Source organism: Psychrosphaera sp. HA2-10, from assembly GCF_055693745.1.
The window spans coordinates 179,547-192,611 of sequence record NZ_CM146341.1 but is presented as its reverse complement, the minus strand read 5'-3'; the positions used below and the strand labels follow the sequence as shown (position 1 = coordinate 192,611).

The window sequence follows — 13,065 nt, the reverse complement described above, 5'->3', positions numbered from 1 at the left end:
AAAGTGCTTTTAAAGTACCAAAGTTAAGGAATGATCTTGTGCACTTTAAATTGGCTGTTATTTTAATCGGTTTATTGCTTTTAAATGGTTGTATGACTGTAGCGCCAAGTGAAAAATCTCTTTTAGCAAACCAAACTCCCATCGCTTCTAGCAACTATGCTGAAACTCTTAATAATATTCGAACGCTGAGTTCTGATATCAATGTAGGTATCGTTGAAATAAAGCAACCTGACAGCAATACATCCATTGGCATTCATATAAAACAACAAAGTCCAGATATGGTCGTACTTTATTTTGGTCCTAATAATTACCCAATTGAGAAGCAATACAAAAACGTTCTGCCCTTTATGTTACAGATGAATGCAGATGTGTATTGGTTTGACTATAGAGGTTTTGGTTTTACGGGTGGCGAAGCAACCTTGGAGAACTTAAAGGCGGACGCCAGTTTCATATTTAATACCGTTAAGGGTAAGTCTGATAAGCCATTTGTTGTCCACGGACTTTCGATTGGCAGTATATTGGCCATTAACTTAGCCGCCAATGAAGATGTTTCAAACCTTGTTATAGAAGGCAGTGTGACTAATGTAAGCGACTGGATGGACGAAGTATTCGTGAGTGAGGCAAAGTACTCCTATGGAATTCCAACATTGCTCGGCTACGTAATTAAACCATTGGTAAACATACAGCCTTCCAAAGAGCTCTTGGAAATTGACAATATAAAGGCGCTAAATAAACATTCAGGAAAGTTGCTAATGCTATCAGCCGAAGAAGACTGGGAAACACCTCCAAGCATTAATAAAAAGCTGTATAACTCATTAGAGCAAAATAAAAACAAAGAGTTATATGTAATCAAAAGTGTTGGCCACCTCGACTTATTAACGAGCCCTGGTGTCATTGATATTTACTCAAAGTTTGTGTTTGTAAAATGATTTCATTAAGGCAATTTAAAAACTCGGATAGGATTAGGTTAATTGAAATTCTCAACGACCCAAAGGTATCTGAATACCTATCATCAAAAATTCCAAATCCTTATACCGAATCTGATGCCGATTGGTGGATAAAAGAAGGCAGCAGAGTAGGTTTAATTCGTGCCATTACTATTGAAGATGAACTTGTTGGTTGCATCGGCGTTTCAACAGACGAGTTCGAATACTCAAGAAATGCAGAAATTGGCTATTGGTTCGGCTTTGAATATTGGGGTCAAGGTTTTGCCACTATGGCTGTTAATATTATTACTGAAGAGGTATTTCGAACCACCGAAATAAATAGATTATACGCAGCCGTGTTCTCAGGTAATACCGGCTCAATGAGAGTTCTGGAAAAATGTAATTATTTACAGGAAGCTGTTCTTCAACAAGCGATTTATAAAAATGGTAAATTTTATGATAGTCATATATTTGCTAAATTAAAATTTAACAAGGAACCCGTTATGTCTGATTGTATTGCAAACTTTTTTAACGCCTGGCAAATTGAAGATGAAAAACTTCGATTTTCTACAATAAGTAACTCTGTTGCAGAGGCTATTAAATATGATGATCCTCGAACGCCTGAAACAGTCATTGGAATCGAATCATTAAATAACTATGTAGGTATGTTCAGTGCACATGCACCCGGATGGTCTGCAAAAGTTATAAAATCTGACTCGATTGCTGGCGTAACTCGCGTCACGGTTGCATTCAGTGGACTCGGCCCAGAAGGCACTGAACAAACCCAGCTTGGGCAGTATTTTGTAGAACAAGACGGCGATTTAATCTCCCGCATGGTGGGTTTTGTAGGTATTGGTGAGTAAATTTAATTAAATGGAGTTTGTATGAAGTTACTGGCAAGTGTGATTTTATGTTTATGTTCTTTTGCAACGTTAGCGACAGAGCTAAACCTCAAGCCAACCAAAGCAGGACTATATGATGTTGGTGGATTCAAGCTTTACCTCGAATGTTATGAAAACGACAAGCCACAATTAATCCTTGAGCAAGGATTTGGTCGCGCGGGTTCTGACGGCGTTTGGTTAGAAAATATCGACCGATTAAAGAATGATTACAGCGTTTGCTTATATGACCGCGCTGGCATAGGTAAAAGCGAAAAAGGTCCAGTACCTTTCACAGTTAATGATATGGCCACTAGGTTAAATAAATTATTAGCAGCTGCCGATGTTAAAGCGCCTTTTTACTTTGCCGGAGGCTCATATGCATCTTACATCATTAGCGCTTACAACAACCTTTACCCGCAAGAAGTACTTGGCGCTGTTTTAATTGATCCTCCTGTATTTGGCTACTTTTATACCATGGGTACTCGCTGGCCTGAGAACTTCAAATCGGATGACGAAAATCTGCAGCGATTTTATAATTTTGAGCAAAGTGTCCACGATCCAATGTTTAAAAAAGTACCTGAAAACGTTGATCATATGAAAAGCTATAAAATCTTGTCCAATGCCGCGAACTTTGGTGACAAGCCAATTATCACCGTAAGATCAAAACAAACAGACAAGCGTTATGATCCGCCCTTTGTACCAGACGAAATAGCTAAAAGTATGGATTTATTAGAGGCTGGCGCAGAAGCCTATTTCAAAAGCTTGTCCACTAAGAGCCGGATTGTTTATTCAGAGTCAGAAAAGCATCATCTGCATATTGCAGACCGAGACTTAGTTGTAAAAAGCATTAAAGCGCTAACTAACGACTCTTCTTCACTAGTTGCCAAAGAGTTCGACTTAGAAAAGTTTGCTCGTCACTACTTTAAACTCATGACGGAAACTCAAAAACCAAACGCAACAAGCAAAGAACTAGAGAGCTACCTTTCTTTGTTAACGGACGATATTGGTCACTCACATTTACCATATGTGGTTGATGATTCTAGATTACCCGACGGAAAAGCGTCCATGAGAAAAGGGATGACATTTTATTTAGGTGCTCATGACAAATACGAAGCAACATTGTTAGACGTATTTGTATTCAATAACTCCGCAATTGCTATTCGTTACAAAAATTACGCAAAAGGCGTTCATCCACAAAATAACCAGCCTATTGAATACTCTCAAACAATGATGGAAGTGCTTGAGTTAGAAGGCGATAAAGTAGCGGTCATTCGTAAATATCACGAGTAGGATGGTACTGATAGCTGATCACTAAAACCATAAATAAACACATAACGAGAAATAAAGGAAGGGAAAAATGAGTCAAAATCTCAAACTGAACTACGTGGAATTTCCTGCTAAAGATTTGCCTGCTACTAAACGATTTTTTGAAGATGCTTTTAGTTGGACATTTATTGACTACGGGCCAGACTACACCGCATTTAATGACCAAGGCTTAGACGGTGGTTTTTATAAATCAGATTTAACGTCGAGCGCTGCAACCGGCTCCGCCCTGCTTGTTCTTAAAACTGGCGACCTAGAAGCTACTCAGACTACCGTAGAGAAGTTTGGCGGAACAATATCGACCCCAATATTTTCGTTTCCTGGTGGTCGTCGTTTCCATTTTATAGAGCCAAGTGGCAATGAGTTTGCGGTATGGTGTTTAGAGGACTCTTAATAGACCTTCATTTTCTCAACTTTACATAGCTTTACATCTTGTGGGCTGTTGAGCTCGTTATTTATTCGCTACAATCATAACCACAAAAATCATTTGGTATTTACAAGATGAATAATAAATTATCAAAACCAACAATCGCTCTTCATTGGATCACGGGACTCCTTTTTATTGGTGTGCTGTCCCTTGGTTTATATGTAGAAAGTTTATCTAGATCACCAGAAAAATTTGAGTTACTAGGTATACATAAATCTTTGGGACTGATTGTTTTAGTTGTAGCTGCAATAAGGCTTAGTTGGCGCTTAAAAGAAGGTGCTATATCAAGCATTTCTTCATTACCGCCTGCTCAAGCGATATTAGCAAAAGCCGTACACCATCTTTTATTACTTGGCACATTGCTAATGCCAATTTCTGGACTCATGATGAGCATAGGTGGTGGCCGAGCGATTATGCTGTTTGACCTGGAGTTGATTAGTGCTGGTGAAAAAATTGAGTGGTTAGGAGGATTGGGCTCTAATATTCATGGCATTGCCGCCTATGTGATTATTGCTACTTTGCTGCTTCATATTGCTGGCGCACTTAAGCACCAGTTTATGGATAAAGACGGTACGATTAGTCGTATGTTAGGTAAATAGACGCTGATTCTGGGTTCGTCTATTGAAGTTGAACCCAGTTTAACTCTACTTGCTCATCGCCAATGGCTGCATAAATAGATTGGCCGGTAATCGTTAAAGAAATATCCATTGTACGACTCGCGTGTGACGCTAATGCTTTAACTTCTTCCCAATCAAACTGATAAACTTCAACAGCAATGGTAGATACCTGAGGTTGTGATTGTTTCCACCAAACTTCTGATTTGGAATTAAACGTGTAAATCACGGTTTGTTTCGCCAGTCGTGACGCTTTTTTCATTCGCTCAAAACTTGGCTCACCAACATCTAACCAAAGGTGTAACTGATCATCCAGGCCCTTTAACCAAATGTCAGGCTCATCTACCGAACTCAACCCTTTTGTGAAGGTCATTAGCTTTTCTTGGTCGTTAGCACTTTGAATACAGAACGCCATTACTCGTGCCATCATTCGTTCAATTGTTTCTGAAGGGTGCTGTGCTACCGTTAGCTGAATGCTGTCGTAGTGATCATTATTAAAGTCTGACAATGCAATTTTGAATTTATAGATGGTTGGCTTTAAGGCCATATTAGGTAAACTCCAGAAGTGACAGAACGAATTAACTTGTGCTTTAACAAAGCGCGACCATCATACGCGTGACTGGGTGTAAAAGCATTAAATATGCGTTATGAGAACAGTGTGAAGAACAGTACGAAGAACATTACGAAGAGCCATATGAGAGGCTATGCAAGAGACTATATGAGCAACAGTGACTAATATGACTAAAGCAACAACCACAGTGATTGGACTTGGCGATAATGACGCCCAATTTAATGTTTATATTGGCAACCGACCAGCCTTTGATTTTAAAACCAGCGATGACAGCAAGGTTCATCCTGTTTCAAAAGGTGAAATTTATGCCTGTGGACAAGCTTGTGGCAATGGTTGGCGAAAAGTCTTTAATGTTTACGCAAAACTTGTTTTTGCCTGCGCCTCTGAGCACTTAGGCACTAATGATTATAAGTGTTGGCAGGACTATCGCGATCACAAGTTATTGCAGCTACATAGTGGCACAAGCCTGATGTTTACACCGCCCAGTTTTACGGCTCCAACGTCCCCCACACCACCAGCTGTGCATATCATTATGGGCCGAACTTACGCTAATTCACTAAAGTTACCTCATGACTTAACATGGTTAGACAATGAATTTGCTATTAATCATGAACATCAAATTATTGTGTGCCCTTATTTTGATTACCGACAGTTATCCAACATAAAAATCATTCGTTTAGTAGATTTAATCTCTGAGCTACAGTCGAAAAAGGCCCCATCATGAAACCTGCAGATATAGGCAAAGCTTACGATACTATCACCCACCTTTGGGATGATAAGGTTTTTAATATGAGCAATGGCATGGATGCGCATAACAAAGCTCTGAGTTTCTCAAAAAACCAAGGCGAGGCATTGGATATAGGTTGTGGCCGCACAGGCCGTTTTATTCAACTTTTGTTAGACCAAGGTTATCGCCCTACTGGACTTGATATTTCTGAAGAGATGCTCAAGTTGGCAAGGGTAAAGCATCCAAAAGTAAGTTTCATTCACGCTGATATATGCCAATATTCATTGACTAAAAAGTATGACTTCATTACCGCTTGGGATAGCATTTGGCATATACCGCTTAACGAACAGAAACAAGTATTAACTAAAATAGTTAACAGCTTAAATGCCGGTGGTGTTTTTATTTTTTCTTTTGGAGGAACCAACGAAGCTGACTCTCATACAGACGACTATATGGGGCCTGAAGTTTATTATTCGTCGCTAGGCACAAACGGTTTTTTAAGCCTTTTTATAGAGCTTGGCTGCCGCATAAAGCATTTAGAGCTCGCTCAATATCCAGAGCTCCATACGTATATGATTGTTGAGAAGTGCTAATTTTACTAATCAATAAACTGCGCTTTTATTTCTAGAATTTCAGTTAGTGATTGTTCTAATAGTTCTATTAGTTTTGGCTCAAACTGACGTCCACTTTGTTCGCGCATGTATTCCATCGTTTTATCTATACTCCACGCGTCTTTATACGGGCGCTTACTAGTTAGCGCATCAAATACATCTGCTAGTGCTGTAATGCGTCCCTCAATTGGTATGTCTTCGCCTTTTAAAGCATTTGGATAGCCTGTGCCGTCCCACTTTTCATGGTGTGTTAGTGCGACCGACTTGGCCAGCATGATTAATTCTGAATCATCTCCACCCAAAATTTCCGCTCCTATTTGAGGGTGAGTTTTCATAACTTCAAACTCTTCCTCTGTCAGCTTTCCGGGCTTAAGCATAATACTGTCTGGGATGCCTATCTTTCCAATGTCATGCATGGGAGCCGCATTTAAAAGGTTTTCTGCCATTGACTCACCTAAACCATAGGCCAGTGCTAACACCTTAGTGTAGTGGCTCATGCGCATTACATGCATGCCTGTCTCGTTGTCTTTATATTCTGAAGCACGACCAAGACGTTGAATGACCTGTAATCTTGTTTCACGTAGCACATCAGCTTGTACTAGTGACAGATGATTTTTGACCCTTGCCTTCACTCTTGGTGGAGAAACGGGTTTGCTGATGTAATCAACGGCTCCTAATTCAAAGCCTAAGGCTTCATCGGTTTCATCATCAAGCGCAGTAACAAAAATAACGGGGATCTGTTTTGTGTCCGAATTTTCCTTTAAGGTTTGGCAAACCTCAAAACCTGTCATGTCTGGCATCATAATATCGAGCAAAATTAAATCAGGCTTTTTTTGCTCAGCCAAACGCAATGCCTCAGCGCCATTTTTAGCAAAAACCAAACGGTGTTCATCCTGTAAAATTTGCTTCATTACTCTTAAGTTTGCAGGTTCATCATCAACGATAAGTAAAGTAGATTGTTCAACTTTCGACATTTACAATTCCTTTTGTAGACTATTTAATTCGCTTAACAGTAAATTAATATATTGTTGAGCTTGCTCAAATTCAAATTCATTTACAGCATCGATAATTGCGGTTAAACCTTCGCGGTATTCACTATTTTTAAACTCTGTAAGTGCCTGCAGAAGCGCCTCATCTATTTCATTTTCTGTTACTGAGGCCGCCAGTTGCTCTAGTAACTTCATTAAAGAAGAGACATCAATTTCCTTGTGGCCCTCTACCTTTTTTTCTTCAATCGTCTCTGCCACTTTAATCTCTATTTGATGGAATAAACTCACTATCGAATCCACCACATGACCACTTTCTTCAGGAGCTTTATTCAAGCAAACTTCTAGCTTTTCAAAATTTCGCATTAAACTTGTCAAAGATAAATTGCCACAAATGCCTTTTAATTTGTGTGCCGACACACCTAACATGTTCCAGTTTTTAGAGTCGACACCTTTTTGCAAATCAACAAATTCAATACGTTGTTCTTTAATAAAATGCGTTAGCTGTTGGTAATACTCAGCTTTACTTCCCCATAGAGAAATACCTTTTTTCTCATCAATTAGTGCACAACTTTGGGTATTTAGTTTTTTAGGTTGAATATTAGCGGTATCGATCTTTAGTACTCTCGCCATTTCTTGATTTAGTAACACAAAGTCAATTGGCTTATTCGCAAAACCTTCCATGCCAGCTGCCTCTGCGGCTAATCTGTCATCTTCTAAAACGCTAGCAGTAAGAGCGATAATTGGAATATGTTTGATATTGCGTTGCTGTTCTATTTTACGACGTTCCACCGAGGCCGTTAAACCGTCCATTACTGGCATCTGAACATCCATTAACACAAGATCAATGTCAGCTTCTGACTCCATTCTTATTAACGCCTGTTGACCGTCACGAGCGGTAAGTACTTTGTGACCATTTCGCGTAAGGAGCACTGATAACAAATCTATGTTTTGCTGTATATCGTCAACCACCAAAATAGTTTGCGGTGGTAAAACAACTTGTTGCTGTTTTTCTACTTTAATTTCACTAGCTGTTGCTAAAGGTATTACAAAGCGAAATTCACTACCCTTATTCAACTCACTCTTAGCGGTGATTTTACCGCCCATTAGCTCCACCAACTGTTTACTAATAGTCGTGCCCAAGCCTGTACCACCAAACCTTCGACTCATAGACGCATCGGCTTGGGTGAACGGCTCAAAAACGCGGTTGAGTTGTTCTGGATTCATGCCTATACCAGTATCTTTTACGACAAACTCGATATGATTTCCGCCAACCGGTGATACGATTAATTTAACTTCACCAGTTTGAGTAAACTTAATCGCGTTATTAACAATGTTAGTTAGCACTTGTCGAATTCGCTCAGGGGAACCTGAATATAACGATTCCAATTCTGGTGACACTTCTGTAATTAACGCTAACTTTTTATTTCTGGCTTGCAACCAGAGCGTTGAAATAACCGCATCGACCTCTTCAACCAGAGAAAAGGTTCTGATCTCTAAATCTAGTTTTCCTTTATCAAGCTTTGCACTGTCTAAAACTTCATTTAACAAAAACAATAATGACTTAGCGGAATTATTGATGGTTTTTAAATGACGCTGTTGCTCACTTCCCATATCACTATCGAGCAGAATGTCACTAAACCCTATAATCGCGTTCATTGGGGTTCTAATTTCGTGACTCATGTTTGCTAAGAAAGTGGCCCTAGCGGATGCTGCTTGCTCAGCTTTATCTTTAGCACTACGTAACTCTTGAACCATCTGGTAGCGTTCGGTAATGTCCATTATAAAACCGTCTAACCAAACTTCGCCTGATTGCTTTTCTGTGATGTAAGCACCGTGCTCCAACACCCACCTTGTGGCTCCATCCTTTCTGATGATTCGGTATTCAATGCTAAAAGAACTTTTATCGGTGCCGAGTTCGTTGACTCGGTCTAAGTCTTCTGGATGAATAAGATCTGAATAATTGATCTTTGGGTTCGGTAAGATAAAATCGCTAGCCGCGTAGCCGGTAATCGCTTCAACTGCGTCACTTATGAAAAGCATACTCCACTTGCTATCGTCTAAGCATCGATACGCTATCCCAGGAATATTAGAAATGAGCGACCGAAACTTTTCTTCATTTTCACGAAGGGCATTTTCCATTTTTAAGCGTTGGCGTATATCTGATACAAAGGCGACAAAAAAATCACTATCGGCTAATTTCACATGGCCAATACCTAGTCGAATATCAACCATCTCACCATTTTTATGTCTTGCCTGGACCTCTCGCCCTTGACCTATGATGCGTGCTTCACCTGTTTCCAAATAACGTTGTAAATAACCATCGTGACCCGAACTAAAAGGCTCCGGCACTAACATTTTAACATTGTTACCTATAAGCTCTGATTCTGACCATCCTAGTAGACGTTCCGTTGCGGTATTAATGCTAGTAACACTACCGCTACTATCAATGGTAATAATGCCGTCAACAGCGGTATCCATTGTAGCCTTTAAACGTCGTTCATTTTCTAGCGCGCGTTGTGAAATATCACGATATTTGTAGATGATATTGATGCCCATAACCAAACATATAATGAGAATCGTGATTCCTGATACGGCCAATGCGAGATAAATAGATGTTTCTGGAGGCTGTAAACTTTCTTCAAAACCCGGTGGTTTTACAAAACGAGCGGCGGCCATTCCGGTATAATGCATCCCCGATATAGCAAGTCCCATAACCACACTTGCTACTAAATTAGCTTGCCATTCATTACCCTTTTTATGCCAAATCTTGCTCAAACCGAAGCGAACCCACAAGGATAAAACGGCCAACGACACCGCCACAACAATAGATAAGGCAAATGTGCTAAAGTCATATCTAAGCTGTGAAGCCATTTCCATGGCAGCCATGCCAGTGTAATGCATTGTTCCTATCCCAGCACCAACGAGTACACCGCCAACGAGTAACGATATTGGCCCATGTTTATTACTGTATATATGATTCAGGGCGACCCAAGATGCAGCTATTCCCGGTAGCAAAGACAATAAAGTTAATTGCCAGCCATATTCCACATCGGTACACAAATTAAATGCCAACATCCCTATAAAGTGCATACTCCAAATGCCACCACCTAAGGCGATACTGCCTATTAGCAACATTGTTTGTTTGCGTTTAATAGATGTCGCTCGAGCCGCTTCTACTGAAACTTGAAGTCCCATGTATGACGCAAAAATGGCAATTAAAACTGAAAGAACGACCATCCAATTACTGTAGGTGCCAAACATCAACATATTATCTGCGGGTATGGAAAAAAGCGTAGTTAGCCATGTAAGCATAGTGTTTTTAAAATTCCGTTTGGATAGCGCAGCCAGTTGGTAAATTGCTATAATTTTTAATATCTTATAACGATCATAAGAAAATATTTATATTTCAAGATTCTATTCAACTTTTAGTTAAGATAATAGGAAAATTAAGTAGGTTCAGCGTATATTCGTGTTTATTCGGCGGATTAGAGTCGTGTTTAGGGCCATTTCCAAACCAGTAGATAAAACTTAAACCATATAAAAACAAACATTTATTGAGTATTTCCATTTCGTATATTAGTGTTAACTGACCATAACGGTAAAATTACTTGGAGAATTTATGAAAAAAATGATTAGTTATTTCTGTATTGCTCTTTTAACTATAGCGTCAAGTGCATCTGCATACGCTGGCGTGATCTCATCTGACAAAATTTTACAAAGTGCTAGTTCTCAATACCAAAAGTCTGAAATTTTATCCATGGTTGACTCTGCAGAAGTTCAGCAGAAACTGATTGAACTTGGCGTAAACCCTCAAGTTGCTAAAGACCGCATCAATGCCATGACACCGTCTGAATTAGCAAGTGTTAATGCAGAAATGGATGATATGCCTGCAGGTGGTATTGTTGGTACTGTGGTTACCGTGTTTGTCGTTTTATTTGTGCTCGACATTTTAGGCGTTACTGACGTATTCGATTTTATCAACCCTATCTAGAAGATCACCTTCTTATTTAGTAAATCGTAATATTGTTAAATCGCCCTGACTTGTCAGGGCGTTACTTTAAAGATAACAAGCAGAGCAAAATCTTGGTTTTTATAAAACGTAGCATAAACTTTCTAACTCTAGCGGTTATTACGCTGTCGTTATCTGGATGTATCGCCCCTCAAACGGAGCGCTTTTTAACTACCTCAACAAACACCGAACACTTGATAGAAAATGTTCCTTTTTATCCCCAACAAGAGTTTTTTTGCGGGCCAACCACCATTGCCGAAGTATTAAACTTTTATGGCGAGTCGATAAAGCCTAATGACATCGCCCCGTCGTTATTTATTCCAGGAAGAAATGGCAGCTTACAAGTTGAAATGGCGTCAAGCATTCGACAACTTGGTTACATTGCTTATCAAGATCAATTGAACCTGACAGAACTGATTAGTATTGTTGAAAAGGATGTGCCTGTCATTATCCTGCAGAATAATGGATTGTCTTGGTATCCAAGATGGCACTATGCGGTTGTTATTGGTTATGAAAAAGCATCTCAGTCGTTAATAATGCACACTGGCTTAACGGCAAACCGTAAGGTGGATATGTCGCTGTTTGAGCGAACTTGGAAACGCGCCAAACAGTGGGCGATCGTTCCAATGCCAGTGAGTCGGGCGCCGACTGGGTTAAACGAAATTTCATATCTACAAGCAGCACAAGATCTTATCGCTGTTAATAAAGGCGCGGATGGAATTGTTGCATTAACAACAGCATATAATCATTGGAAAGAGTCCTACCTTCCTGCACTGTTACTCGCTAATCATTATATTGAAAGTGAGCCTAATAGAGCGAGAGAATGGTACAAAAAAGCCTTCAAGTTGGCACCAAACAACGCCCCTCTTTTAAACAACTACGCGTATACTTTGGGGAAATTAGGTTGTAAAAATACGGCTAAACAGTTAATTCAACAAGCCATTGATGCAGAGCCGAATAACGAAAACTATAAAAACACGTTAAACACGATACGCTCTATGATTCCAAACGCTAAGCGTATTGAAGAATGTTCATTATAAAAAGGAATATAAATATGAAATTAAAAATAATTACACTGCTATCTTTATTGCTGTCTTTCTCGGCTTTTTCAAATGAATACCAAGAAGAAATAGACAAGTTTTTTAATCTTTATAAAGCTGAGAAAATCAGCCAAGCTGTTGATTCTATTTATTCAACAAATAAGTACGTGTCGTCAATTCCAGATCAAGTCCAAAATGTCAAAAACCAATTAACTGCTGCTAAGGGCATGTTAGGTGAAATAAATTTCATCAATAAAATTTCTGATTATAAAGTGGGTAATTTGATGGTGCAGGTGACTTACATAGTGACTTATGATCGACAACCACTACGATTTGAGTTTCAGTTTTTTAAGGTAAACGACGGCTGGAGAGTCTATTCATTTTCTTTCGACGATGATCTTGATGACGAGCTGAAAGTGCTAGCTAGAAAGTCAGCACTTTCAAACAGTTAGTTAACTTGAAACTTTTGCCTCTATAAATGCTTTGGCCGCTTCAGATAAGTGAGCAAAGCTTAGGTAATATCGGCCTTTGGTGTAGGTTAAAATAACACCCTTTTCCGTTCGTGTTATCGACTTTATGTCATCCCACTCAATGGTAACCTCGTGATACAAGGTCTGTGTTGATACACCGACCTCGTCTATTTTCAACGTCACGTCCGAATTAGATTCTTTTGACAGCATCTGACGCCAAACCCACCAAGTTTGCTGCCAATAAACACTCATTGCTTCGATCACCGACAAAACAATAATAAATATTGCGACATGCCAAAGTTGACCGAGCAGCAAAGCAATACAGCCGAGTATTAAAATCGCCAGTGCTTTTTTATAAGCGTTAAAGCCTGTAGGTTTGTTCGCTGATTGTTCAAAGCACTCATGGTAGAACGCTTTATCTAACTTAAAAGTTGTCTCGAAAGTAAAACTCAAAATTAATCTCTGCTGTGATTTTTT

General features: G+C 39.4%; 13 protein-coding genes and 2 pseudogenes. 11 read left to right on the top strand and 4 right to left on the bottom strand.

From position 1 onward, the window contains the following. The first annotated feature begins 38 nt into the window (after positions 1-38). From ACZ1GV_RS00940 to ACZ1GV_RS00915, 6 genes and pseudogenes are all read left to right on the top strand, one after another. The gene (locus tag ACZ1GV_RS00940; RefSeq protein ID WP_472674843.1) at positions 39-929 is read left to right on the top strand and encodes an alpha/beta hydrolase family protein; all 891 of its coding nucleotides are present in this window, start codon (positions 39-41) and stop codon (positions 927-929) included. Beyond that, positions 926-1,411, top strand: a pseudogene (locus tag ACZ1GV_RS00935) (GNAT family N-acetyltransferase); the annotation flags it as partial. The gene ACZ1GV_RS00940 and the pseudogene ACZ1GV_RS00935, both read left to right, overlap by 4 nt. Positions 1,412-1,810: 399 nt before the next feature. Further along, positions 1,811-2,353 (top strand): annotated as a pseudogene (locus ACZ1GV_RS00930) (alpha/beta fold hydrolase); the annotation flags it as partial. Positions 2,354-2,653: 300 nt separating this feature from the next. Beyond that, positions 2,654-3,097 carry a nuclear transport factor 2 family protein gene (locus ACZ1GV_RS00925; protein WP_472675850.1) on the top strand — a complete coding sequence of 148 codons (444 nt, stop codon included), beginning with the start codon at positions 2,654-2,656 and terminating at the stop codon, positions 3,095-3,097. A 67-nt stretch (positions 3,098-3,164) separates the two neighbouring features. Then, positions 3,165-3,524, top strand: coding sequence for a VOC family protein (locus tag ACZ1GV_RS00920; RefSeq protein ID WP_472674842.1), 360 nt, complete (start codon positions 3,165-3,167; stop codon positions 3,522-3,524). 107 nt (positions 3,525-3,631) lie between these two features. Beyond that, complete coding sequence (locus ACZ1GV_RS00915) at positions 3,632-4,156, top strand: cytochrome b (protein WP_472674841.1); 525 nt, start codon at positions 3,632-3,634, stop codon at positions 4,154-4,156. A 19-nt stretch (positions 4,157-4,175) separates the two neighbouring features. Here the strand turns inward: ACZ1GV_RS00915 and ACZ1GV_RS00910 are convergent, their stop codons facing one another. Then, positions 4,176-4,718: a YaeQ family protein gene (locus tag ACZ1GV_RS00910; protein WP_472674840.1), complete on the bottom strand. Its 543-nt coding sequence runs from the start codon at positions 4,716-4,718 to the stop codon at positions 4,176-4,178. 190 nt (positions 4,719-4,908) lie between these two features. Here ACZ1GV_RS00910 and ACZ1GV_RS00905 point away from each other — a divergent pair, with 190 nt between their 5' ends. Continuing rightward, positions 4,909-5,466, top strand: coding sequence for a DUF6942 family protein (locus tag ACZ1GV_RS00905; RefSeq protein WP_472674839.1), 558 nt, complete (start codon positions 4,909-4,911; stop codon positions 5,464-5,466). After that, positions 5,463-6,062, top strand: coding sequence for a class I SAM-dependent DNA methyltransferase (locus tag ACZ1GV_RS00900; RefSeq protein ID WP_472674838.1), 600 nt, complete (start codon positions 5,463-5,465; stop codon positions 6,060-6,062). The genes ACZ1GV_RS00905 and ACZ1GV_RS00900 overlap by 4 nt, the downstream gene beginning before the upstream one ends. 5 nt (positions 6,063-6,067) lie before the next feature. On the opposite strand, the gene ACZ1GV_RS00895 is transcribed toward ACZ1GV_RS00900, so the two are convergent. After that, on the bottom strand, positions 6,068-7,054 hold the full coding sequence (locus ACZ1GV_RS00895) for a response regulator (RefSeq protein ID WP_472674837.1): 987 nt from the start codon (positions 7,052-7,054) through the stop codon (positions 6,068-6,070). Continuing rightward, positions 7,055-10,381 carry an MHYT domain-containing protein gene (locus ACZ1GV_RS00890; RefSeq protein ID WP_472674836.1) on the bottom strand — a complete coding sequence of 1,109 codons (3,327 nt, stop codon included), beginning with the start codon at positions 10,379-10,381 and terminating at the stop codon, positions 7,055-7,057. 307 nt (positions 10,382-10,688) lie between these two features. On the opposite strand from ACZ1GV_RS00890, the gene ACZ1GV_RS00885 reads away from it, so the two are divergent. From ACZ1GV_RS00885 to ACZ1GV_RS00875, 3 genes are read left to right on the top strand one after another with little or no spacing between them, the layout of a single operon-like run. Further along, entirely contained in the window at positions 10,689-11,060 is a 372-nt protein-coding gene (locus tag ACZ1GV_RS00885) for a PA2779 family protein (RefSeq protein ID WP_472674835.1), read from the top strand. A gap of 32 nt (positions 11,061-11,092) precedes the next feature. After that, positions 11,093-12,118 carry a PA2778 family cysteine peptidase gene (locus tag ACZ1GV_RS00880; protein ID WP_472674834.1) on the top strand — a complete coding sequence of 342 codons (1,026 nt, stop codon included), beginning with the start codon at positions 11,093-11,095 and terminating at the stop codon, positions 12,116-12,118. A gap of 14 nt (positions 12,119-12,132) precedes the next feature. Beyond that, the gene (locus tag ACZ1GV_RS00875) at positions 12,133-12,570 is read left to right on the top strand and encodes a hypothetical protein (RefSeq protein ID WP_472674833.1); all 438 of its coding nucleotides are present in this window, start codon (positions 12,133-12,135) and stop codon (positions 12,568-12,570) included. Here the strand turns inward: ACZ1GV_RS00875 and ACZ1GV_RS00870 are convergent, their stop codons facing one another. Continuing rightward, positions 12,571-13,041 (bottom strand): YcxB family protein, encoded by a 471-nt coding sequence (locus ACZ1GV_RS00870; RefSeq protein WP_472674832.1) that lies wholly within the window; start codon positions 13,039-13,041, stop codon positions 12,571-12,573. Positions 13,042-13,065 lie beyond the last annotated feature (24 nt).

Excerpts from the sequence above, each read along its gene's own strand:
- ACZ1GV_RS00920 (WP_472674842.1), top strand. The coding sequence starts at position 3,165 with ATGAGTCAAAATCTCAAACTGAACTACGTGGAATTTCCTGCTAAAGAT.
- ACZ1GV_RS00915 (WP_472674841.1), top strand. The coding sequence starts at position 3,632 with ATGAATAATAAATTATCAAAACCAACAATCGCTCTTCATTGGATCACG.
- ACZ1GV_RS00910 (WP_472674840.1), bottom strand. The coding sequence starts at position 4,718 with ATGGCCTTAAAGCCAACCATCTATAAATTCAAAATTGCATTGTCAGAC.
- ACZ1GV_RS00905 (WP_472674839.1), top strand. The coding sequence starts at position 4,909 with ATGACTAAAGCAACAACCACAGTGATTGGACTTGGCGATAATGACGCC.
- ACZ1GV_RS00900 (WP_472674838.1), top strand. The coding sequence starts at position 5,463 with ATGAAACCTGCAGATATAGGCAAAGCTTACGATACTATCACCCACCTT.
- ACZ1GV_RS00895 (WP_472674837.1), bottom strand. The coding sequence starts at position 7,054 with ATGTCGAAAGTTGAACAATCTACTTTACTTATCGTTGATGATGAACCT.
- ACZ1GV_RS00890 (WP_472674836.1), bottom strand. The coding sequence starts at position 10,381 with ATGCTTACATGGCTAACTACGCTTTTTTCCATACCCGCAGATAATATG.
- ACZ1GV_RS00885 (WP_472674835.1), top strand. The coding sequence starts at position 10,689 with ATGAAAAAAATGATTAGTTATTTCTGTATTGCTCTTTTAACTATAGCG.
- ACZ1GV_RS00875 (WP_472674833.1), top strand. The coding sequence starts at position 12,133 with ATGAAATTAAAAATAATTACACTGCTATCTTTATTGCTGTCTTTCTCG.